At 55.7% G+C, this 23,674-nt stretch carries 17 protein-coding genes; 9 read left to right on the top strand and 8 right to left on the bottom strand.

Translation table 11 applies throughout. From position 1 onward, the window contains the following. Nucleotides 1-2 precede the first annotated feature (2 nt). From V6N04_RS08730 to ccmI, 6 genes are all read right to left on the bottom strand, one after another. A complete protein-coding gene (locus tag V6N04_RS08730; protein ID WP_371169765.1) occupies nucleotides 3-7,931 on the bottom strand; it encodes a M10 family metallopeptidase C-terminal domain-containing protein in 7,929 nt (2,642 codons plus the stop codon). A gap of 53 nt (nucleotides 7,932-7,984) precedes the next feature. Further along, nucleotides 7,985-8,608, bottom strand: coding sequence for a hypothetical protein (locus V6N04_RS08725; RefSeq protein WP_371169764.1), 624 nt, complete (start codon nucleotides 8,606-8,608; stop codon nucleotides 7,985-7,987). Nucleotides 8,609-9,502: 894 nt separating this feature from the next. Beyond that, nucleotides 9,503-9,880, bottom strand: a complete 378-nt coding sequence (locus V6N04_RS08720; protein WP_371169763.1) for a hypothetical protein — start codon at nucleotides 9,878-9,880, stop codon at nucleotides 9,503-9,505. A gap of 66 nt (nucleotides 9,881-9,946) precedes the next feature. Continuing rightward, nucleotides 9,947-10,180 carry a DUF1289 domain-containing protein gene (locus V6N04_RS08715; protein WP_371169762.1) on the bottom strand — a complete coding sequence of 78 codons (234 nt, stop codon included), beginning with the start codon at nucleotides 10,178-10,180 and terminating at the stop codon, nucleotides 9,947-9,949. Next, entirely contained in the window at nucleotides 10,177-10,644 is a 468-nt protein-coding gene (ruvX, locus tag V6N04_RS08710; protein WP_371169761.1) for a Holliday junction resolvase RuvX, read from the bottom strand. The genes V6N04_RS08715 and ruvX overlap by 4 nt, the downstream gene beginning before the upstream one ends. Beyond that, entirely contained in the window at nucleotides 10,641-11,912 is a 1,272-nt protein-coding gene (gene ccmI / locus V6N04_RS08705) for a c-type cytochrome biogenesis protein CcmI (protein WP_371169760.1), read from the bottom strand. Before ccmI ends, ruvX begins: the two co-directional genes overlap by 4 nt. Before the next feature lie 211 nt (nucleotides 11,913-12,123). On the opposite strand from ccmI, the gene V6N04_RS08700 reads away from it, so the two are divergent. The 7 genes from V6N04_RS08700 (at nucleotide 12,124) to V6N04_RS08670 (ending at nucleotide 19,453) form a co-directional block, all read left to right on the top strand. Continuing rightward, entirely contained in the window at nucleotides 12,124-13,371 is a 1,248-nt protein-coding gene (locus tag V6N04_RS08700; protein WP_371169759.1) for a sarcosine oxidase subunit beta family protein, read from the top strand. A 432-nt stretch (nucleotides 13,372-13,803) separates the two neighbouring features. Further along, the gene (locus V6N04_RS08695) at nucleotides 13,804-14,127 is read left to right on the top strand and encodes a sarcosine oxidase subunit delta (protein WP_371169758.1); all 324 of its coding nucleotides are present in this window, start codon (nucleotides 13,804-13,806) and stop codon (nucleotides 14,125-14,127) included. Continuing rightward, nucleotides 14,124-17,141 (top strand): sarcosine oxidase subunit alpha family protein, encoded by a 3,018-nt coding sequence (locus V6N04_RS08690; RefSeq protein WP_371169757.1) that lies wholly within the window; start codon nucleotides 14,124-14,126, stop codon nucleotides 17,139-17,141. The genes V6N04_RS08695 and V6N04_RS08690 overlap by 4 nt, the downstream gene beginning before the upstream one ends. After that, on the top strand, nucleotides 17,134-17,691 hold the full coding sequence (locus tag V6N04_RS08685) for a sarcosine oxidase subunit gamma (RefSeq protein WP_371169756.1): 558 nt from the start codon (nucleotides 17,134-17,136) through the stop codon (nucleotides 17,689-17,691). The genes V6N04_RS08690 and V6N04_RS08685 overlap by 8 nt, the downstream gene beginning before the upstream one ends. Nucleotides 17,692-17,847: 156 nt before the next feature. After that, nucleotides 17,848-18,270 carry a hypothetical protein gene (locus V6N04_RS08680; protein ID WP_371169755.1) on the top strand — a complete coding sequence of 141 codons (423 nt, stop codon included), beginning with the start codon at nucleotides 17,848-17,850 and terminating at the stop codon, nucleotides 18,268-18,270. An 82-nt stretch (nucleotides 18,271-18,352) separates the two neighbouring features. Further along, the gene (locus V6N04_RS08675) at nucleotides 18,353-18,760 is read left to right on the top strand and encodes a hypothetical protein (RefSeq protein WP_371169754.1); all 408 of its coding nucleotides are present in this window, start codon (nucleotides 18,353-18,355) and stop codon (nucleotides 18,758-18,760) included. Nucleotides 18,761-18,853: 93 nt separating this feature from the next. Continuing rightward, nucleotides 18,854-19,453, top strand: coding sequence for a superoxide dismutase (locus tag V6N04_RS08670; protein WP_371169753.1), 600 nt, complete (start codon nucleotides 18,854-18,856; stop codon nucleotides 19,451-19,453). A 63-nt stretch (nucleotides 19,454-19,516) separates the two neighbouring features. Here the strand turns inward: V6N04_RS08670 and V6N04_RS08665 are convergent, their stop codons facing one another. Then, a complete protein-coding gene (locus tag V6N04_RS08665) occupies nucleotides 19,517-20,074 on the bottom strand; it encodes an LOG family protein (protein WP_371169752.1) in 558 nt (185 codons plus the stop codon). A 107-nt stretch (nucleotides 20,075-20,181) separates the two neighbouring features. Here V6N04_RS08665 and V6N04_RS08660 point away from each other — a divergent pair, with 107 nt between their 5' ends. Beyond that, nucleotides 20,182-21,345 carry a LysM peptidoglycan-binding domain-containing protein gene (locus V6N04_RS08660; protein ID WP_371169751.1) on the top strand — a complete coding sequence of 388 codons (1,164 nt, stop codon included), beginning with the start codon at nucleotides 20,182-20,184 and terminating at the stop codon, nucleotides 21,343-21,345. A gap of 70 nt (nucleotides 21,346-21,415) precedes the next feature. Here the strand turns inward: V6N04_RS08660 and V6N04_RS08655 are convergent, their stop codons facing one another. Beyond that, complete coding sequence (locus V6N04_RS08655) at nucleotides 21,416-21,748, bottom strand: ArsR/SmtB family transcription factor (RefSeq protein WP_371169750.1); 333 nt, start codon at nucleotides 21,746-21,748, stop codon at nucleotides 21,416-21,418. An 88-nt stretch (nucleotides 21,749-21,836) separates the two neighbouring features. Between V6N04_RS08655 and V6N04_RS08650 the strand changes: the two genes are divergently transcribed. Beyond that, nucleotides 21,837-23,666: an ABCB family ABC transporter ATP-binding protein/permease gene (locus V6N04_RS08650; protein ID WP_371169749.1), complete on the top strand. Its 1,830-nt coding sequence runs from the start codon at nucleotides 21,837-21,839 to the stop codon at nucleotides 23,664-23,666. Nucleotides 23,667-23,674 lie beyond the last annotated feature (8 nt).

The raw sequence follows: 23,674 nt of genomic DNA, 5'->3' as shown, positions 1-23,674 counted from the left end.
CACTAGAGCTGGAATTGGGTGGCAGTTAGGTCGTGATCGTCGCCCAAGATACGGAGCTTAAACTCTGTCCCTTCGACCGAGACTTCGGTCTCTCCATTAACAACAGCGATTTCCAGATCATCAAACACGATGTCGAAATCTGACAGATCAATGTTGTCTTCATTCCTGTCAAAATCTGCGATGACGTCGATCGATGAAGCAGTGCTTTCGGAAACGGCATCATAGTTGAACGTGTCCGCACCTGTGCCGCCATAAAGAAGGTCAGCACCTTCGCCGCCAACAACGATATCATCACCCGCACCACCAAACAGTCGGTCCGCATTGGCACCTCCGGAAAGTGTGTCACGACCTTCGCCACCTTCCAGCACATCGTTCTGATCGCCACCGGAAAGCAAATCATCGCCATCCCCACCTTTCAGAAGGTCTTTGCCGGTGCCGCCATAGAGCTGATCGTTCTCGGTGCCGCCTTCAATCAGGTCGTCACCCGCTCCGCCATAAAGCTCATCTTCACCCTGACCTCCAAGCAGATGATCATGACCATCGCCACCATCAATGATGTCGCCATTGGTTCCACCATCAATATAGTCGCTGCCAGCAAAACCGCCGATCAGATCGCTGCCTGAACCGCCGTAGATCAGATCGTTGTCGCCACCTCCGACCACAACATCAGCCCCAGCTCCACCATGGATAAAGTTGCGACCTGTCCCGCCGACGATCACGTCGTCACCAGCGCCACCATCAAGATAGTCATCGCCCGCTCCGCCATGCAGGAAATCGGACCCGTTTTCACCTTGGATAACGTCGCTGCCGTCGCCACCGAGGAGATGATCAGCGCCCTCGCCGCCATTAATTTGGTCGTTGCCTTGATCGCCAGAAATCCGATCGTTACCAACGCCGCCAGAGGCAATATCGTTTCCGTCGCCGCCAAGGAGCGTATCCGCGCCGGAATCACCGCTTAGGATGTCGTCCCCGACGCCGCCGAACAACAGGTCATTCCCATCACCGCCAAGCACCCGGTCATTCCCCTCATCCCCAGAAACCGTGTCATTGCCGGATTCTCCTCTAAGAAAGTCCATTCCTTCACCGCCATAGAGGACGTCATCGTCTGTTCCACCTCTGATGTTGTCGTCACCCGCCTCTCCATGAACAAAATCCATGCCGCTACCCGCAAACAAATAGTCATCGCCAGCGCCGCCTCTTAGATCATCTCTCCCTTCATTCCCATACACGTCATCGTTGCCGGTCCCACCATGCAGGGTATCATTACCGGTTGAGCCAATTAAAAGATCTTTTCCATCTCCCCCGACAATAAAGTCATCGCCGTTTCCACCGTTGAGATGGTCATCACCACTTTCTCCCCAAAGCAGGTCGTAGCCATCGTTACCCGCTAGAGTATCATTGCCTGTACCACCGTAGAGAGTGTCATTACCGGTTCCCCCGCTGAGCAGGTCTGCGCCACCACCTCCATACAAGTAATCCCTACCGGACTGCCCATACAGCTTGTCGTTGCCATCGCCGCCCCACAATCGGTCATTGTGGTCTCCGCCGCGCAGATCGTCGCTGCCGGTGCCGCCCCAAAGCTTATCATTACCGGTTTCGCCATAGAGCGTGTCATTCCCATTTTGTCCATGTAGAGCGTCATCGCCGCTTCCACCAAATAACCTATCGTTGCCATCGCCGCCCGTGACGTGATCATTGCCGGTGCCCGCATAAACAGTATCGTGTCCGCCGAGAGCATAAATGGCGTCGTCCCCACCAAACGATTTAATGGTCTCCCCCCAATATGCTCCATACATTTTGTCGTCGCCGGCACCTTGGTAAAACTCCGTAACCCAATTTGTCTCACCATCCTTACGGCCATCAGCGTAACGTCTTGAATACGTTGCAGAGAACTCAGCGGGTTTTTGGAGATCCCCTTTGATCAGACCAAAGAAGTTGGTCTTGTAGTAGGCGTTGTTTTCAAACGTTTTGTGGAAGCCAGGATGTAAACCAGCGTTGCTGGCAATGGTACCGGCACCAATCTGATCTGTTCCATAAGTGACATCGGCATTCCCAGCACCAGCGGACCCAACCCCTTCAACGATTTGGCTTTCAAGATCATCTGCCGTTTCACCTGCGTCAGATCCCAAAACCACTGAGTCTTCCTCGATCACGGTACCCCCTGCGAAGTCATGCAGGACTTCTCCACCAAACCGATCCACATTCGTTTGATCCTCAAACAGATCAAACTTGAAGTTATCCAGTGTTAGATCAGCCTTCTGAACATTCTCAAGAATTAGATGTTGATCACCGCCAAATGAGATCGTGACGTCGGTGCCGCGCTGCACGACTTCAAATTGGTGAACCGAAACATTGTCAGCAAACCCAGAAAGGTCAACAACGTCCTGGGCGACATCAAAATCAGTGATTTGGTTGATGTCGCCAGAAAACTGATCAATCACGAATGTATCAGCACCACCGCCGCCGGTCAGGATGTCAAAACCACCCCCACCATCGATGATGTCTGCTTCTCCGCCACCAGTTATGATTTCGTTCAACTCAGTACCGGTTAAGTCTGATATTTCACGCAGATCAAAACCGAAGTCGCTTTCAGAAAGCGAGGTGTAATTGACGTCCTCAATACTAACGGATTGACCGTTGGCAAAGGTCAGTGTCGAGTCCGTACCATCAAATACCAAATCGGCACCAAAATACTGTATTTGCTTGAGGCTGACGAAATGATCTCCAAAGGTTTTCAAATCGATAGTGTCATACCCTAGCTCGAAATCGGCGACAGTATCGTGATCACCGGCATTTTGCGTCAAAGCAAATGTATCATTTCCGTGCCCACCGATGAGCATGTCATTGCCAATGCCATCGTCGATGAGATCGTCGCCAGCCCCGCCATTCAACAAGTCATCTTCAGAAGACCCGTGGATCAGGTCTGCACCTTCGTTGCCAAACAGAACGTCTTTGCCCGGTCCCCCATCAAGAAAATCGTCGCCTTCGGCGCCGATCACGACGTCGTCGCCGGCCATGGCTAGAACGATATCGTTGTTCTCGGTACCCGTAATTGAATCATCGCCATCTGTACCGATCACAACATTGGTCAGATCAAGTGTGAACTCATGCGAGGCGAAAGATACGGCCTCGATTCTGGGTGACCCTGCAAACTGGTCGACAACCCGAATATGGTCTTCCGGGTTTGCGCGCGAGCGTAGCAAAAGGTCATCGCCATCTTTCTCTAGCAGAATATCCTTCGGCTCGAATTCGCTGCTTAGTTCGATCTTATCTAGGCCGCTTGTGTCATCAAGTGTGCCGCGTAGACCAGCCAAATCAACTTTGTACAGATCGTTACCGATACCACCATTCAGGATTTGAGTGCCGCGCCCAGAGACCAACGTATCATCGTCTGCTCCACCGTCGAGAACATCATCGCCATTGCCCGCGATCAACACATCCTGTCCAGCCCCCCCTTGCAGGTCATCATTGCCTTCGCCACCTTCCAAACGATCATTCCCGGCCTCACCATTCAGCGTGTCGTCACCATCACCGCCTTCGACGGTATCGTCTCCAGCGCCCGCGTGGACCGTATCGTTACCAACCCCTGCATTAATCAGGTCGTCCCCGTTACCAGAGCCGTCTTTCTCGTCGCCATAGATGAGGTCATCACCGTCATCGCCATTCAGTGTATCGGACCCGGAACCACCCTCAAGCGTGTCGTCGCCCAAGCCACCTGAGGCTTGGTCATCACCTGAACCACCGTGAAGGGTATCTGCGCCTTCGCCACCTGCTAGGTCATCGTTGTCAGAACCCCCAGACAGAACATCATCACCAGCGCCACCAGTCAAAGTGTCGTTGCCAATCTCGCCTAGGATCGTATCGTTCCCGGCACCACCATCGACGCTGTCATTTCCCAGCCCTGCTTGTACGAGATCATCACCGATACCGCCGTCAATGTCATCGTTACCCGCACCGCCGTTCAGAACGTCGTTGCCGTCTTCACCGTATAGAATATCGTTACCGTCGCCACCGTTTAGGACGTCGTCGCCAACACCGGCGTGCAATTCGTCGTCACCCTCATCTCCGGCAAGTGTATCGTCACCATCACCACCGTGAAGGGCATCATTACCTTCGCCACCGCTCAGGTAATCCGAACCGCCCTCGCCATAGACGATGTCGTCCCCGGCTCCAGCGTTTACAATGTCTTGCACCCCAAAATCAGTCGCCAGTTCATCGCCTTCCGGCACACCAGAATCGCCCGCATAGATAACATCGTTACCGCCACCGGAAGATATGATGTCTGCACCGGCACCGCCCTTGATATTGTCAACTCCATTACCGGCGAAAATGCGGTCATCGCCATCGCCGCCTTCAACGATATTGTCGCCGTTGCCCGCTGTGATCTGATCATTGCCATCACCACCAAAGAGCTTGTCATCTCCAGCGCCGACATTCTCAATGATCGGTTTACCTTCGTCGTCCACACCAGATGCCAGACCATCGCCATAGAGAACATCGTCACCGTCACCGCCATGCAGCGTATCGTTGCCAAATCCCCCATAGGCGAGATCATCTCCCGAACCGCTATTGATGACGTCATCTCCACCAGTCAATGTGTACAAGAGTTGCCCAGGAGCGGCTTCGGCTTCATTCTCTTCGGTGTTCGGATCATCAACGGGCACGACATAATCGGACGAAAGATAGTCGAAATTCCCGCCTTCAATCTCCAGCTTCAATGCCGGATCGGCTGTCGCGAGCCAGTCCATGAACGCATCAAAAACAAAGCCCGTATCGCCGTCCAAGCCGCTAATGAGGGAATTCTCAACGGTAGACACCTTGGTCAAAAGTACATCGCCAAGGGTAAATGCGCCTGTAAAAGGCGCGGCGGTCAAACTGGCAATACCCCGATAGACGCTGGAAATGCCCAACGTGTCTCTCAGATCAACGTTGCGCGTTTCGGTCGTCGTAACGGTCGTTGTGAATGCGCTGCTCAGCGTGTCCAGAGGGCCAACTCGACCTGGGTCGAACGAACCGTTGGCCAAATGCGAGCCTAACAACGAGACTTCCTCGTCGACACTGAACTCATAGCTGTGATTGGGAGAGATCTGTCCCGTTCCCAGTTTTTCAAGCCATTCTCGGATGGCAGCTGTAACCACCGTATCCTTCAGTACAACCATTTTGTCGCCGTGGATTACATCGTTCCCGGCGCCACCAAGGATCTTGTCCGAACCCGCTTCTCCATCAACGACGTCATCTCCGACGCCACCGTCGATATAGTCGTTATGCTCGCCTCCCATGACGACATCATCACCAGCCTGGCCCATAAGAATGTCATCGCCAAAGCTTCCGCTCACATAGTCATCGCCTCTACCCGCAAAGGCTTTGTCGTTTCCAGCGCCTGCCAGCAAGACATCATTGTTTGTCGCGTCAGGGTCAGAGGGTGAATTGTCCTCGACTTCGCTGTCGGAGCCTTCGTCGCCAACTCCGTCGTCACTGGTGTCGCCAATTTCGCCCAACTTCGAGACCGTCCCTCGCTGGGTATGATCTGCATCTGCCTGATCAGCAATGCTGTCGCCAAAGAGGACGTCATCGCCATCTCCTCCAATCACAACATCATTGCCAGCGCCGCCATCGACAATATCGGTGCCTTGGCCGCCAATGACCTGATCGTTCCCTGATCCGCCATAAAGTGCGTCCTGCCCCTTACCGCCGGTCAACAGATCGTCGCCTGCGCGACCTTCCAAGCGATCGTCACCTTTCTGTCCGTGAAGCTCATTGTCACCGGAAGAACCGATAAGTGCATCGTGGCCGCTCGAGCCAATCAGAGTGTCATCTTGGCCTGCGCGAGCTGTGTAGGTGTAGCCGCCAGAAAACTCAGTGATGTAGACCGTTTCTGTTCCATCCTCATTCTCTTCAACTTTAAACAGCGGGGGAGGTGGTGCAAAGAGCTTGCCAAACAGCGTTGTTAGCACGGCAGCGACAATCGCAACTGGATTTATGGCAATACCCAACACCGAGAATCCGCTGACATTTCCAACGAGAGCTGTGGCCAACGAATTTGCAATGTACTGCGTTGCAGCCGCTACGGCCGCACCCTCCAGCGCTTCGCCAATATCCTCTCCACTGAGTAGAGACGTTATGAAGTCGATTGCGAATGTCGCAGCGGCCTGCCCAAATTCCGAGAGCTCCGCCCCTCCGACAGCACCACCCTCATCAAACCAATCCAGAAACTCTTCCGTCACGCCATTTCCAACGGCCCAAGACTGAGTTTCCAAAAACTGGTTAACAACAAACCTAACCGAGTGGTTCTGCGCCAGTTGCTCGAAATCCTCGCTGGAAAAGTCGCCCGTGAGAATTTGAATGGTCGCTGCCTGTATCAGCGCTCCCTTGAGCGCAGCTCCGATTTCAGATGTAAAGAACCCTTCTGGCGGTAGTGGCTTCCCGGCCCGGTCGGTCGGGAAGTTCTCCAGTCCAAATATCCTTGCAATGGTATCTACACCCATATGCGCTAGGATTGCCGCGCCTGCCGCTTCTGCCGCATCATCGAGGCTCTGCCCAGCAACAAGACTGCTCAGCAAGCCAGGTAGCGCGTCGCCAATATACTGACCCGTATCGGAAACAACGCTTTCAACGGCATGCCCGACATGATTAATGTAGTCGCCTACAACTTCGATGACATGGGATATAGGGACATCTGGGCCGAACTTGTCTGGATCGGCGATTGTTCCATCAGGATACACAAGTACATATTTTCCGTCCGACGTTCGAACGGCGGTCAGACCATAATCATCGATGATACCAGCCTCTACCAGTGCGTCATAATGGCGTTCTGATACCGTTTCCTGCTGGCATCTGTTATGGACGCATACCCCCTCGGCGATGTAGGTGTGCGTGCCTTCGACTTCAAAGTTGTAGGTGGTCCATGCATTGGTTGGTGCAAAGGCCATAACCGCACCGCTTAACGCGGTTTGCGTCCCGACCCGCCCATAATTCCCGGCCGTTTCGGGGGAAAAATCAACAGAATGTGCTTGAGCAGTAACTTGAACACCGTTTTCCAACACCAAGTCGGCGTGACCGGAAGCGTCAATCAAATCCGCAATAGGTGCGAAGCCACCATCCGACTTGAGGAAGGGATGACCGGGTGTGGTCGTCAATGATTTTGACACGCCATTGACTTCATAGTTCAACTCAACCCAGTCGGTTGTTTCACCTCGAAACAGCTGGGTAACGCGTTGAGGAGTTTTGCTGAGAGTCTTTGGCTCAAATGACAGAACTAAATCTTCTGGTTCGATAAACTCGATCGCTTTCGATGAGCCGTCTGCCATCGCAATCATTGTACCGGAGGGAAAGCACTGGCTGGATTCCCACATTCGTGGAGCAGTACCTAGCTGCATCTTCAAAGCATATTCCGACGGCACTTCCACACGCTGTATCTCTGTCGTCCCATCTGGGATAATCGTGGTGACCAACGCCGTCACACCAACAAATTCACCGCTATTATTGTGTACAAACTTAGTCTCAGTAATAGTCCCATCTTCTGCAATTGAAACAGTGTTGTAAGTATACAGACTTGAGCCAGATTCTCTGTCGTCGACCGCAAGGTAAACATTCAATCCCAACAGTGCATTATCGACCCCCAAAGATCCAATAAGCTTATGTGTGCCATCTGGACCTCGAACCAGAGCAACCGAAGCAAGCCCAGCTGAAGCGCCTGCACCAATTGCCACTCCATCATCTGTTGCAGAAACAATGAGCGGCCCAGCGGAACCACCTAGCGAATTTGTGGAACTCCACTCACCCGTATCATAGTCATATTCGGCGCCAAACTGGATATATGCGACCCGTGCCTCAACACCAAACTGCGCGCCCACCACATAATTCTTGTAGTATCTGACGCCGTCAACTTCAGCGAGCAGTGGGCCGTATTCTTTGTGATTTTCGTTGGTCATAGTTCTACCTTGCGGTCGGTAATTAGGGACATGATTAACAGTTGCGGGGAGATTCAATCCGCCAGCTTTGCTGAAAGCGGATTACACAAATCTTGTTGAGTAGGAGGGTCTTTGCGCGACCATAAAAATAAGCAAGTTTCCTGATCACCATCAGGAGTACACCTAAACACCGAGCGCACTGTCCCTGGAATTCCACCGGTCAAAATAGTGGAAGATCCGGGCGAACCTTGACTGATTTCAATTGCGGAAAGCAGAGTGTTGAGATCATCTGACCGCATCGCAAACTGCGTGGTTTCCTCCGACAGAGGATAACCAAACATATATACAATCAAATCCGTTTGAAGCAGATCAGTCGGGTCTGTTTGGAATGCTTGGAGAAATTCAGCAGTGGTCTGTGTGTTTATCCTGGAAACGTAAGGTCTTCGAGATAGGCATTCACAAATGGTGCTTTCAGGTTTCGCGGTTTCTTCAACCTCACCAACCAACAGTACACTGTCGACCTCGCTACCCAGCGCAAGCGTCACACCAAAACAGCTCAAAATCAGTGCTGCAAATAAGGCCTTCGAGAAATCAATAGTTCTCCCGTTCATCGAATCCGTGATATCGTGACCATCTATTGTGCGCACTGGCCGACCTCTATCTGAATTTGGTAGGCCGCTTTGTTTCTCGTCAACCATCAAAACTTCTCAGAACTTACCTAATACCCGCTCAAATCAAGGCAAAGTTGAAACAATACTTCTTTAGATGTTGTATTTCGACACCCAAAGGTTGAGTCAACACCAGAAAGTAGTATTTCCCTGACGTAAGGCTTTAGTTCATTGTGACTAATTTGGGGAATGTTGACCACATTGATATAAAGGCAGTTTTGTCGCTCTTTTGTTCACCAACCCCACACAAAACCCGACCAAACCACACAGCGCCCAAACTCCCCCATAACAACGCAACATTGGGCTCCGGCGGCCGCCACGGTGCAGCGAACACCAGACAGGTCTCAAATAGCTGATAGTGCGCCCAACGATCAGGTTCTCAACCTCCCTCTACAAGAGATTTAGGCAGTTCTGACCGGGTGACTGTCCGTCGGCAGAGTATTTTTCACTAAGGGCGGCCCTGCACAAACAGCGCTAAGGTTACGGCTGCGGCAACAACCCACTTGGTCCGTAGTCTGAAAAATCGCGCACTGATCCTTATTGTAGCTGGGATGAATGGCCGATCTTACCACCGCGTAGCGGCGCGGAATTGCTCGCTCATGCGGCATTTCTTACGCTCCGAGCGCGCGCAGCGAGAAAATGGAGCTTACAGGTCGGGCTCGAACCGGGCATTCGTTGCATTCTGCATGAACGCCCGGTTCTTGCGGAAAAGGTCAACTACTAACGCGATGGACAAATTCGTCTGAAGTTCGACTTGAGACGAACTCATTTCCTTTCACGGCCATCGGCGTCCCCGCCTGTACCGCAGGCTCAATATGTGCGCTCACGGTTAACAAAACCTTATTTTCTTTCCAGAAATATCCTGGGGTGAGCACTGAAAGTGCGAGGGGCAAAGCCCCTTGAAAACCCTTGCGTATGACCTGTTCAGTTGGCTTGGACAGATCGTATCGGAAACCTCTGGCCCTCTTCGGTGATAACGGTCAGTTTTTCGTTACTGACCACGTAGAGATCACAGCGGGACACACCTGTTACGAAGGTAACGCAGGCCGTACTGTCATCACCAATGACATAATGCCCAAACCATGTGCCACCGTTGCCATAGGTGTACGAATACTTCCCATCGGTTTGAAATGCCGACGTGCCTCCATCGTAGTAGGTCAATGTCTGCCCGGACAACGCTTGTGTCAGCTGGTCCGCGGTCATCATGGTGTCCGTGGGGCGGGTTTTCCAGTCTGCGGACAGGGCTGGTGCAGCGGATGCGATGGCACAACAGGCGATGGCGATCTTGATGAGCTTGGGCATGGTGTCTCCTTTGCCTCAGCCTAGCTGTGGCCTAAGCAAAGTCACGTCACGTTGCGGTGAGCCTGATCACTCCTCTGCGAGGCGGGACTTTCGGCCGCCGCGTCTTTGGGTCAGCAGCCCCTTGCGCGCAGGGAGGTCGTTCATGATAGTTTGCCGTGCTTCGGGCGACAGCGATGACCAGATGCCGATCTCCTCGATCGAGCGAAAGCAGCCTGTACAAATGCGGGCCTTCGGATGGACCACGCAGATGTTGATACAAGGGCTCTCGATCTCGTCGCGTTTCCAGATATCTTTGCTCATCCCAGATGCCTCATGCGGTCCAGTACCCCTTGCAGGATATAACCGGCGGCGACGTGGTCGATCACCTCTGCGCGACGCTTTCGGGACGTATCCGCCTCTAAAAGCGCCCGTTCGGCGGCGACGGTCGACAGGCGTTCATCCCAGAACGTGATAGGAAGGTCGGTCAGGCGCGCAAGGTTGCGGGCGAATGCGCGCGTGGATTGGCATCGTGGCCCCTCGCTCCCGTCCATGTTACGGGGCAGGCCCAGCACCAGCCCGCCCAGTTGGCGGTCAGTGGCGATTTCAAGCAAGCGGTCTGCGTCGGCCGTGAATTTCTTGCGCTTGATTGTTTCCAGCGGTGTCGAGACCTGCCGAAAGCCGTCTGAGACAGCAACGCCGATCGTCTTTGTGCCAAGATCCAGCCCAGCCAGCGCCGTCATCGGGGCCAGCTCGGCGGCAAAATCCTCGACCGTTTCGAAAATCATTGGGCGAGCCCGGCCTGTTCGGCAGCGGCCTTGACAGTGGCCAGTGCCGCTGGATGGTCTTTGAAGCGGGTTTGCGCCTCGGTCCAGATGGCCGTTGCTCGTTCTGTGTTGCCCACGACGCCCAATACGCTGATCAAACGGGCCCATTCTTCGGGTGTGCCACCCTCGGTCGCAAGCCGTTCGGACAGTTGGTCAATCATGCCTTGTATCATGGCACGGCGATCTTCTTGGCTCATGCCTTCTGCGGCTGCAATGTCGTCAGCCGTGGGTCCCGCCAGACCCGGTTGCGCTGGCGCTTCTGTGGGCGTTTCTGGTGGGGTGTATTCCACACCAGCATGGGCCGCGAGGCTATCAATCTGCGATCTGACTGACGTCCACCAAATCGCTGTTGCCGGACCTTCTTCAAGCAGGCCACGCCAAAGGCGGAAGGCCATATCCGGGCGGCCATTTTGGGCAAACATAAGTCCCGTGTAGTAGCGTGCCAGTTGGTGGCCGGGGTCCAGTTGCAGCGCGTTCTTCAGCATGTTTTCTGCTTCGGGCGAGATGAAGCCGCCGGCCGCACCGGCCATCAGGTCGGCCTGCCGGACATAGTCATCGGCAGTGGCGGCGTCCCCTTTAACTTCAATGAGATGTCCCATGGCCTTGCGTGCGGCGACCATGTTTCCAATTGCCGCTTCATGTTGAGCCAGCAGGTCAAGCCCTCGCGGATCGTCTGGGTGTTTTACCAGCGCGTCGCGCAGGCCTTGAATAAGCTCCAGATAGTCGGCAGGTGCTTCAACGGGTGGGCCGGGCCACACGGGCATCTTTGCTTCGGCTTCGACCTGAGAGGGGCGGCTGTCCCGCATCTCCTGACTCATCTCGATCCGTTTTTCGCGCCCTAGATCGGGCAGGTTCGGTGACCCCATCAGCCAATAAAGCCCGAAGGCCCCACACGCCAGTCCCACGGCCGTCAGGGCAAGGGTTAGACGGCTTAGTTTTTCTGGTGCATCGCTTGCGACAATGCGGGCTTGCAGGGCTTTGTCAGCCTCCAGCAGGCGACGTGAAATTTCGATGCGGGCGCGGTCGGCGTCTTGCGGGGACATCGTGCCGCGCTCGACGTCGCGTTCAAGCTCTTTCAGCTGATCGCGATAGACCTTCATATCCGAGCTTAGCTGCGTGCCGCTTTCTGATGATGCCGCGTCCGTTAGCGCCCGCGCCGTCATCATCCGCCGCGCCAGTATCAGTATGGTGATAAGCGTTATTGCCCCGATGATCAGCCAGAATACCATGCGTCCCCCGCGTGTTTGCGTTATCCCCATGTAATGCGCATTGGGCGTAGGCAAAACCCTTATTGGTCAAGTGCGACAATTACGAAGTTGTGAAAGCCGGTGTTTTTCACCCTATGTCGCCTTTTTCTTTCCAAATGACGCTGGATCGCATTGGCAAAACGTCGCTTGCGCGTAAAACCGACATGAACCGAAGGCCCAACAGGGGAATCGCATGCGACGTTATTCTGCATTTGCCATTGCGCGCGAGGCTGCGCGCTATCACCAAGGGTGGGAGCGCGCATGGGCGTCGCCCAAGCCAAAGAAGAAATACGATGTTGTCATCGTGGGGGCAGGTGGTCACGGGCTGGCCACGGCGTTTTATCTGGGCAAGAACTTCGGGATCACCAATGTGGCGATCATCGAAAAGGGCTGGCTGGGCGGCGGCAACACGGGTCGTAACACCACGATCATCCGCTCGAACTACCTGCAAGACCCCTCGGCGGCGATCTACGAGAAGGCGCGTTCTCTGTACGAGACGATGAGCCAGGACCTGAACTATAACGTCATGTTCAGCCCCCGTGGCGTGATGATGCTGGCCCAGACCGAGCATGAAGTGCGCGGTTACGAGCGCACGGCGCACGCAAACGCGCTTCAGGGCGTAACAACCGAGTTCATCTCGCCCCAGCGCGTGAAAGAACTTGTGCCGATTATGAACATCAACGGCCCGCGCTATCCCGTTCTGGGCGCGCTGTGGCAGGCGCGTGGCGGCACGGCCCGTCACGATGCGGTCGCGTGGGGTTATGCGCGTGCGTGTTCCGATATGGGTATGGACATCATCCAGAAATGCGAAGTGACCGGCGTGCGCCAGTCAGGCGGCAACGTCACCGGCATTGATACCACCCACGGACAGATTGATTGCGACAAGCTGGCGATGGTTGTTGCGGGCAACGCAGGCCATCTGGCCGATATGGCGGGCTTCCGTCTGCCAATGGAAAGCGTCGCCCTGCAAGCGCTGGTGTCTGAACCGATCAAACCCTGCATCGACGTGGTTGTTATGGCCAATACCGTGCACGGCTATATGTCTCAGTCCGATAAGGGCGAGCTTGTGATTGGCGGCGGCACCGACGGGTTCAACAACTACACCCAGCGCGGATCGTTTCACCACGTGGAGGAAACCGTGCGCGCATTGGTCGAGACCTTCCCGATCATTTCGCGCCTGAAAATGCTGCGCCAATGGGGCGGCATTGTGGATGTGACCGGTGACCGCTCACCGATCATCGGTAAGACGCCCTTGGGCAACTGTTTCATCAACTGCGGTTGGGGCACCGGCGGCTTCAAATCGATCCCCGGATCAGGCTGGGCCATGGCCGAGACCGTCGCCAAAGGCGAACCCGGCGCGCTGGCTGGCGCGTTCGGCCTGAACCGCTTCACTGAAGGGCGCTTTATTGATGAGAGCGTGGCTGCGGGGGTGGCTCACTGATGAGACGCTTAGCTCTTTTGTGTACATGCGGTGGCGTCTCTTTGATAGCGATGGCTGCATGCACGAAACCAGAAACGAGTAATGATCCGTTCCCAGATAAGCTGGAGTGCCCATATCCCGGTGGTATCGAAGGAAGCTACTCTATAAATTTCAAGGACATTGATGTCGTGGTTGGTGGCGGATACCGAGCTTTGTCGCTGACAAAAAGTCGGGGTTGGAAAGTTAGTCTAGGTTTGCTTGATCGATCAGCAGGGGTTGCACGGTTTGACGTGAACCCTCGTGGTCGCCTCGAGAAAGATGAAGTCGCCCCTGAAAGTTTCACCGTTCGGATGGATAGTGACGGGAGGTTTTCTGTAACCGAAGATTACAAAAACAACGATCCAGCTTTCTCCGAAGTTGAGGTCCCATGCTACGTTTATTCGGAGTCTGACAATGCTAATTCTTGAATGCCCCTATTGCGGCGTGATGGCCGATGAAACGGACCTGCATGGCGGCGGCGAGGCGCATCTGAAGCGTTTTGGCCCCGGCTCGTCCGATGATGATTTCGAAACCTATTTGTTCCACCGTGCGAACCCCAAAGGCGTTCACTTTGAACGCTGGCGGCATGTCTCGGGCTGCGGCAAGTGGTTCCACGCGGCGCGCAACACCATGACGCTTGAGGTTTACGGCACCTATTCCGCCCAGACCTATGAGCCGCCCAAGGCGATCATCAACGCGGTAAAAAAGAAACATCCCGAATGGGAGGGCTATAAATGAGCACCCGTCTGGCAAATGGCGGTCGTCTGATCGACCGTTCAAAACCGAAAAACTTCACCTTCAACGGCAAACGTATGAAGGGGTACGAGGGCGACACGCTGGCCGCAGCCCTTCTGGGCGAAGACCAGATGCTGATGGGGCGGTCGTTCAAATACCACCGTCCGCGTGGGGTTGTGGCCTCGGGCGCGGAAGAACCCAACGCTCTGGTCAATTTGGGGCAGGGTGGGCGTTTTGAACCCAACCAGCGCGTCACCACGACCGAGCTGTTTGATGGGCTGACCTGTACCTCGCAAAACCACTGGCCGAGCCTTGAGTTCGACGTGGGCGTTGTGAACAACTACGCCGCGCGCTTCTTGCCGGCGGGCTTCTATTACAAGACGTTCATGGCCCCCGCGGCCGCGTGGAAGCACCTGTTCGAACCGATCATCCGCAAATCCGCTGGTCTGGGCCAAGTGCCGACCGAGGCGGACGTGGATCGCTACGAGCATTTCTATCACCACACAGATGTTCTGGTCGTTGGCGGCGGTGTTGCTGGTCTGGCCGCTGCTCTGGCCGCTGGTCGTTCCGGTGCGAAAACGCTGGTGATGGAGCAAACCCACCATTGGGGCGGACGTGCGCCTGTGGACGGCGGCGAAATTGACGGGCAGAGCGTTGACGATTGGATCGCGACCACTCTGGCCGAACTGGAAGCCATGGACAACGTCACCTTGCGCACCCGCATGATGGGGTCGGGCGTTTATGACCACGGCTATGCGCTGGGCTATGAACGTGTGGCCGATCACACGCCAGGCGACGACCGTCCGCGTCACCGCTTGTGGCGTATCCGTGCCAAGCAAATCGTGACCGCGACGGGGGCCATTGAGCGCCCGCTGTCCTTTGCTGGCAACGACATTCCCGGCGTCATGCTGGCCTCGGCCGTGCGTGATTACGCGGTGAACTGGGGCGTGTCCATTGGCGATCGCACTGTGGTTGTCACCAACAATGACGACGCCTATCGCACCGCGCTGGCCTTGAAAGAGGCGGGGCTTGAAGTTCCGGTTATCCTTGACGCGCGCCCAGAAGTGACGGGCGCGTTGGCCGAGGCTGCTCGTGCCGCAGGTATCCGGGTTGAGCCGGGTCGTGCCATTGCCAAAGTGAACGGTGGCAAGCGCGTCACCGGCGTCTCGATCTGCCTGCAAGCGGGCGAGGGAGCTGCGCTTGAGGAAATCGAGTGCGATGCAGTTGCCATGTCGGGCGGTTGGTCCCCCGTTGTGCACCTTTGGTCGCATTGCGGTGGCAAGCTGACATGGGACGAGGCGCAAGCGCATTTCCGTCCCGATCCTGATCGTGCGCCGACGGGGCATGACGGCGAGGCTTTCGTGGTTACCGCGGGCTCGGCCTCGGGTCCGATGGACTTGGCAGGCGTACTGGCCAATGCCTATGACGCGGGCAAGCAGGCGGCGAAAGCAGCGGGCGGCAAGGCCGTGCGCAAGGCTGGTCCCAAGGCGGATGCGGAAACCTCGCAACCCATGGCGCCTGTCTGGATCATGCCGCAGGGTGCGGGACACCAGAAACGCATGAAGATGTGGCTGGATTATCAGAATGATGTGAAGGTCTCGGACGTGCAGCTGGCGGCGCGCGAAGGGTATGAGAGCGTTGAGCACACCAAGCGCTACACCACATTGGGCATGGCGACCGATCAAGGTAAGCTGTCGAACATCAATGGCTTGGCGGTGCTTTCTGATGCGTTGGGTCAAGAGATTCCGATGACTGGCACCACCACGTTCCGCCCGCCATACACGCCGATCAGCTTCGGTGCGATTGCGGGGGAAGCACGCCACGAAATCTTCCAGCCAATTCGTCGCACACCGATGCACGATTGGCACGAAGAGGCTGGCGCGTATATGGAACCGGTCGGTCACTGGCGTCGTGCATATTGCTATGCCAAGCCGAATGAGCCCAACGAACAGGCGGTCCATCGCGAGGTTCTGAACACCCGCGAAAACCTTGGTCTGTTGGATGCGTCCACACTAGGTAAGCTGATCGTGAAAGGTCCCGACGCGGGCAAGTTCATGGACATGATGTACACCAACATGATGTCGAACTTGGCTGTCGGAAAATGCCGCTATGGTCTGATGTGCTCGGAAAACGGGTTCTTGTCGGATGACGGCGTTGTGGCGCGTATCGACGCGGACACTTGGCTGTGTCACACCACATCCGGTGGCGCTGATCGCATCCACGCGTGGATGGAGGAATGGCTGCAAACCGAATGGTGGGACTGGAAAGTCTATGTCGCCAATGTGACCGAGCAACTGGCTCAGGTTGCTGTGGTTGGCCCGAACGCCCGCAAAGTGCTTGAGAAACTGGGCGGAATGGACGTTTCCAAGGAAACGCTGCCCTTCATGCAGTGGAAAGACGGCACTTTGGGCGGTTTTGACGCTCGTGTGTATCGGATTTCTTTCTCGGGCGAGCTGTCTTACGAGATCGCCGTGCCCGCCAGCCAAGGCCGCGCCTTCTGGGATACGCTAATGGAAGCAGGCGAGGAATTCGGTGTCATGCCTTACGGCACCGAATGCCTGCACATCATGCGGGCCGAGAAGGGCTTTATCATGATCGGCGACGAAACGGACGGCACCGTGATCCCGCAGGATCTGGGACTGAACTGGGCGATCTCGAAAAAGAAAGAGGACTTCCTTGGCAAACGTGCGCAGCAGCGGTCACATATGACTGATCCTGAGCGTTGGAAGCTGGTTGGTCTGGAGACCATTGACGGCTCGGTTCTGCCAGATGGTGCCTACGCGGTTGGAGAAGGCGACAATATTCACGGCCAACGCAACATGATTGGCCGCGTGACCTCGACCTATTATTCACCGACGCTGAAAAAGGGCATCGCGATGGGGCTTGTGTTGTACGGGCCCGACCGGATGGGCGAGGTGGTAGATTTCCCAACCGTGGACGGTTCAGGAAAAGTAATACAGGCTCGGATTTGCGATCCAGTCTTCTATGACAAGGACGGGGAGAAGCAAAATGTCTAATGCTGTTTCCGCACTCCAAGGTGCAAGCTTTGATGGCTACTGCAAGGTCGAAGAGGCCGGTCTGATTGGCATGATCACCTTGCGTGGCGACCTGTCGTCGGCGGGTGTCGCCAAAGCGGTGAAAACCGCGACGGGTGCTGCGATGCCGGGGCAGGGCGAAATCGCCGAAGGCAAGAAAGGTCGTGCGGGCTGGATGTCGCCGGACGAGTTGTTGTTGATCGTCGATCACGCAGACGCCCCGAAAGTGGTTGAAGCCGCCACTAAGACACTGGCCAAGGAACATGCGCTGGTCGTGAACGTCTCGGATGCGCGGGCAGTCTATCGTGTTACAGGGACCGCCTGTCGGGAGGTGGTCGCCAAGCTTGCACCCGCTGATATGTCAATCATGCAACCCGGCATGCTGCGCCGTTCGCGCATCGCCCAAATTCCGGCGGCCTTCTTTCTGGAAAATGGTGAGACCGTGGTTCTGGTTTGCTTCCGATCCGTCGCACAATACGCGTTCGATTTGTTGAAAGATGCGGCAAAGCTGGGTGGCGAGGTGCGCATCTAACGCCGCAGGACGTTCGCTGGCGAACATTTGAGCACGGCCTGCATTTCGTAGGCCGTGTTTTTTTATCCTGACTTTCCCTACAGTCACTGGTTGATCTCGCAATGGTTGCGTGCGATAGACTCGATTGAGTCTGATATATGTTACGGTGTTGATTACATGAAAAATCTACTTCCCCTGATTGCTGGCGCTACAATTCTTGCAACGACACTGCCGGCGCTCGCGACGACATATGAATGCAAGCTGAAGATGAGCAAATCTGGTGGAAACTGGATGGGTCCGACGATGCGCGTTGAGTATGACGAGAAGAACGGAACGGCGACAATCATTGATGAGGTGATTGACTACTACGTCGGAAAGCCGATCGAGGTGAGCAAGATCACTGACAACAACAAGCGTGTAACTTTCGGCTACAATACGCGCAAGTTTGAGGGAACGTCGACGGGGAGCAATGGAAAGACCTTTGCAAACCGGGTCTATCGGTTGACGATTCTGAAGCCTTCGATGAAGGCGAAAATCCACATGAAGCCGGTCGGATATCGCAACACCTGGCGCGATAGCGGTTGGTGCGTCGTCAAGTAACCAGTAACGTCCAAAGCTGATCGCGTGATACGTACAGCTCATCTTGTCAAAAAACTGCCCCCATATCGACGAAAGGTATCCTATGAAATATCGAGTATTTGGCGCAATTGCCATGGCAACAGTGATGTTCGCGAGCGCCGCCTCGGCAACTGTTTATGAATGCAATATCAAGGCTGGCCCCTACATTCCTCCAGTGATGATTATCACTGATGAAGATGGAAAGATCGGAGTCTTCGACGGTTTGATCAGAGACGTCTATGGCGCTCCGATCAAGGGTAAGCTTGCGGTCGACAATGCCAAGCGCGCGACTTATTCTTGGAAAGTCAAAGGCTTCAAAGCGACCGAGACCAATAGTGGTCGTACGGTTATCCCCAAACTGAGCTTCCGCCTGACGCGTCAGAAATCAAGTAACGCGGCGAAGGTCCAGGTAAAGGCCGTTGGCTACAAAAACACCTTCCGCTCGTCCGGTAAGTGCAAAATCGCAAAGTAATCTGACCCTCATGCGTGTTCTTCCCTCTTGACCTCCTAGGGGCTCAAGCCCCATCTAGAGGTCAACGGAAACACGCATGAACAGGGGGCCCCAATGGCTTTTGAACTTCCCGATCTTCCCTACGCCCATGATGCTTTGGCAGCGCATGGCATGTCCGCAGAGACACTGGAATACCACCATGACCTTCACCACAACGCGTATGTGACAAACGGCAACGCTGCCATCGCCGGGACCGAGTGGGAGGGCAAGACCCTCGAAGAGATCATTGTCGGCACCTACAACGACACGTCGGTTGCCCAGAACGGTATCTTCAACAACATCTCTCAGCTTTGGAACCACAATCAGTTTTGGGAGATGATGGGGCCGAACAATTCAGCAATGCCGGGCGAGCTTGAGAAAGCGATTGCCGAAAGCTTTGGCTCGGTCGACGAGTTCAAGTCACAATTCTCGGCCGCAGGTGCTGGTCAGTTCGGCTCAGGCTGGGCGTGGCTTGTGAAAAACGCGGATGGCTCGCTGGCTGTCACTAAGACCGAAAACGGTGTGAACCCACTTTGCTTCGGTCAAACCGCGCTTCTGGGTTGCGACGTGTGGGAGCATTCCTACTACATCGATTTCCGCAACAAACGCCCAGCGTACCTGTCGAACTTCCTCGACAATCTGGTGAACTGGGAAAACGTGGCCTCGCGCCTGTAATCACTGCAAAAAAGAACATGTTTGGCCTTCCCGAAAGGGAGGGCCATTGCTATTTGAAGGTCGCTACGGAAATGCTGTACGAAGCGCCGTTACCGCGTGATCCACGTCCCCAGACACGGTAATGAAATCGCGCAAGCTCTCTTCTGCGAAGCCTTGACCGATCACATGGTCGATCAAGCCAATCAGCGGATCCCAGAACCCGTTAATGTTCAAAAGCAAGATCGGCTTTTTGTGCAGGCCAAGCTGTCGCCAAGTCAGCACCTCGAAGAACTCATCCAAAGAACCAGCACCACCGGGCAGGACGACCACTGCGTCCGAATTCATGAACATTACTTTCTTTCGCTCGTGCATGTTTTCGGTGACGATGAACGACGTAAGGTCGCGCTTACCGACCTCCCAATTCAGCAGATGTTCGGGAATGACGCCGAATGTCTCGGCCCCTGCAGCTTGCGCTGCGTCCGCGACGGCCCCCATCAGGCCCACGTCACCGGCGCCGTAGACCAGCCGCCAGTTGTTTTCGGCCAATACGCGTCCCAATGATGATGCGGCCTCCGTAAATGCGGGATCGTCGCCAAATCTTGATCCGCAATACACGCAGACAGATGCTATAAAACTAGTCATGAGAACCTCGCCAGATGAATTCCGAATGATCTTTTGACCGGTGTTAGCGAGATTGCTACTGTCCAACAAGAAGGCGCGACGAAAAGATCGGCCAACAGGGGACGCAAATGACGGCTGAGACGGGCAGCACCTTTGGTGCACAAGGGCTGATGATTGCGGCAGGCGCAGCGCTTGCTGTCGGGGTAGGTGTGGCTTGGCTGGTGTGGCCAGATACGCAGATGGATGCGCAAGATCCGGTGGGCACATCAACCGCGTCCGCCCCGTCAAATCCAGAACCTGCGGTCGTTGATCCTGAGAACGACGCAGAACAAGCGCTAAATGTGGATGCCCCGGATGCGCCCGATGCGGTATCTGATACCGCAGCGTCCGGCTTTGACGTGGTTCGCGTCGATCCTGATGGCAGTGCCGTGATCGCGGGGCACGCTGAACCGGGCAGCACAGTGCAGCTTACGCTGGATGGCGCACCGCTTGAAAATGTGGACGTCGGCACTGACGGCAATTTTGTCGCGCTATTGGATATTCCTCTCGACGCGCCGGGCGCACTTGGCATCGCCACACTTGACGAAAGTGGCGCGGTGGTCGAGGACAGCGAAAGCGCCCAGACCGTGCTGATTGCGCCAGTGGAACCGGCTTCCGTGCATGAAACGCCGGCCGAGGCAGAGGTCGCAACGACCACGCCCGACAATCCGCAACCTACAACATCCGACCCCGCCGCACAGGCCGCTCCTCAGGTGCTCTTAGCAGATGATCAGGGTATCGCGGTGCTTCAGGATGGCACCGGACGCCCCGGCGTCGATGCCGTCACCATCGATGCTATCACCTATGACGATGCAGGCGACGTGGCCCTGTCTGGCCGCGCCCAAAGCGGCGCCAATCTGCGTGTCTATCTGGACAATAACCCGATCGAGATCGGCGAGGTCTCGGAATCAGGTCAATGGCGCGTGCCTCTGTCTGAGGTCGAAAGCGGTGTCTACACTTTGCGTGTCGATGAACTGGCCGAAGATGGCACCGTCACATCGCGAACAGAAACGCCGTTCAAACGTGAAGAAACCTCTCAACTTGCAGCCGTCGCCGGTGTCATACCCGGCGCAACCGCAACACGCGTAGCTGCGGTGACCGTGCAGCCCGGTTCAACCCTTTGGGCCATTGCGCGCGAACATTTGGGCGAAGGCCCGCTCTATGTTCGCGTTTTTGCTGCAAACAGCGAGCAGATCAAAGATCCGGACCTGATCTATCCGGGTCAGGTCTTCGCCATCCCCAAAAAGCAATAAGGCGCCTCTTTTTCTTGTCAGAAATATCCTGGGGTGAGCCCCAGCGGGGCGAGGGGCAACGCCCCTTCACTCATTGATCCACCAATGATGCACCATCCGCACAAGCGCAAATATCGGGATCTCGCGCACAGCAATCGTTCAGCAAATAGGCGATGACACCGCCCAATGCTGTCCGGTTTGCCGAATAAATCACATGCCGCGATGCTTTGCGAGAGGTGAGCAAACCCGCCGTTTCCAACTGCGACAGGTGAAACGACAGCCCCGAGGCCGAGACGCCAAGCGCTTCAGCAATCGCGCCCGCAGCCAGACCATCTTCGCCACGCGGCACCAGCAGACGCACGATCTCCAACCGTGTGTCATGGGCCATCGCGGCCAGCGATTTCAGGACTCGACTCTGCTCCATATTTCAAATATCGGTGAAATATTGAAATAACGCAAGCGCGGATGTCACTTTCCTGATGGACACCACGCCAGCCAGCACAAGGTTTCATATGGCACCGTCCCGTATCACCACGACCGAGATCCCGCAAAACTCATGGAACACCATCCGCCGGGTGGTGCCTTACCTTTGGCCCGATGACCATCCCTGGGTCAAAAAGCGAGTGGTTATCGCATTGGTCATGCTGCTTGTGTCCAAGGTCATCACGGTGACCGCGCCGTTCCTTTATAAAGGGGCGGTCGACGTTCTCAGCGGCGAAGCCTCGGGCGAGGCATGGGCGCTGGCTGTTGGTGCCGTCGGGTTAACGGTGGCATACGGCATGGCGCGGGTCATGACGAACGGGTTTCAACAGCTTCGCGACGCGATCTTCGCCCCCGTTGGCCAACGCGCCCTGCGGCAGATGGCGCTTGAGACCTTCACCCATATTCACCGCCTTTCGATGCGCTATCACCTGACCCGTAAGACGGGCAGCCTGTCGCGGATCATCGAACGCGGTGTGAAGGGTGTCGATTTCCTTCTGCGCTTCCTGCTGTTTTCCATGGGACCGTTGGTGCTGGAACTGCTGCTGATTTCAGTCATCCTCTTCTTCGTGTTCGACGTTTGGTATCTGGCCGTGGTCGCGGGCACGATTGCCGCCTATGTCTGGTTCACCTTTGCGGTGACCGAATGGCGGGTTCGGTTCCGCAAAGAGATGAACGACCAAGACAATGACGCGAACCAGAAAGCCATCGATAGCCTGCTGAATTTCGAAACCGTCAAGTATTTCGGGGCCGAACGACGTGAGGCCGCACGCTATGACGTCGCCATGGAAGGGTACGAGAAAGCCGCACTTAAGACCTCTTATTCGCTGGCTTTCCTGAATTTCGGACAGTCGCTTTTGATCACGATCGGGTTGATCGCGGTCATGGTCATGGCAGCCTATGGGGTGCAGAAGGGTGATCTGACGGTCGGTGATTTCGTGATGGTCAACGCCTACATGATCCAGATCACCATGCCGCTGAACTTCCTAGGCACGGTCTATCGCGAAATTCGTCAAGCGCTTGTGGATATGGGCGAGATGTTTGACCTGCTCGGCCAACCGGCCGAGGTTCAGGACAAACCAGGCGCACCGGATATCAAGGTCACGGGCGGTGCGCTGAAGTTTGACGATCTGCAATTCGGTTATGATCCTGCGCGCCCGATCCTGAAAGGTGTCTCGATCAATGTCGACGCTGGCAAGACCGTCGCGATTGTTGGTCCCTCAGGTTCGGGCAAATCCACCATTGGGCGGCTGTTGTTTCGGTTCTATGACGTCAGCGGCGGTGGACTGTCCATTGATGGGCAAGATGTACGTGATGTGACGCAAGACAGCCTGCACGACGTCATCGGCGTGGTGCCGCAGGATACAGTGCTGTTCAATGACAGCATCTACTACAACATCGCCTACGGCCGACCGGATGCCAGCCGGGATGAAGTTGAACAGGCCGCCAAAGCTGCGAAAATCCACGATTTCGTTCTCAGCTTGCCTGAAGGCTATGACACGCCGGTAGGCGAACGCGGATTGAAGCTGTCCGGCGGAGAGAAACAGCGAGTCGGCATCGCCCGGACCCTTCTGAAGAACCCTCCCATCCTGCTGTTGGACGAGGCGACCTCGGCACTTGACAGTCAGACGGAACGCGACATCCAAGAAAGCCTGCGCGAGATGGGGCAGGGGCGGACGGTCATCACCATCGCGCACCGCCTGTCCACTGTGGTGGACGCGGACGAGATTGTGGTGCTGGAAGCGGGCGAAGTGGTCGAACGTGGAAGCCATGATACATTGCTGGAACACGAGGGGCGCTATGCCGCCATGTGGGCCCGGCAGGCCAGCGAGGAAGAAACGACCGACATCGCGGCGGCGTAATCTGCCGC

This window comes from Aliiroseovarius conchicola, from assembly GCF_041403445.1.
GTDB classification, from domain to species: domain Bacteria; phylum Pseudomonadota; class Alphaproteobacteria; order Rhodobacterales; family Rhodobacteraceae; genus Aliiroseovarius; species Aliiroseovarius conchicola.
This window is presented reverse-complemented; position numbering and strand designations above follow the sequence as displayed.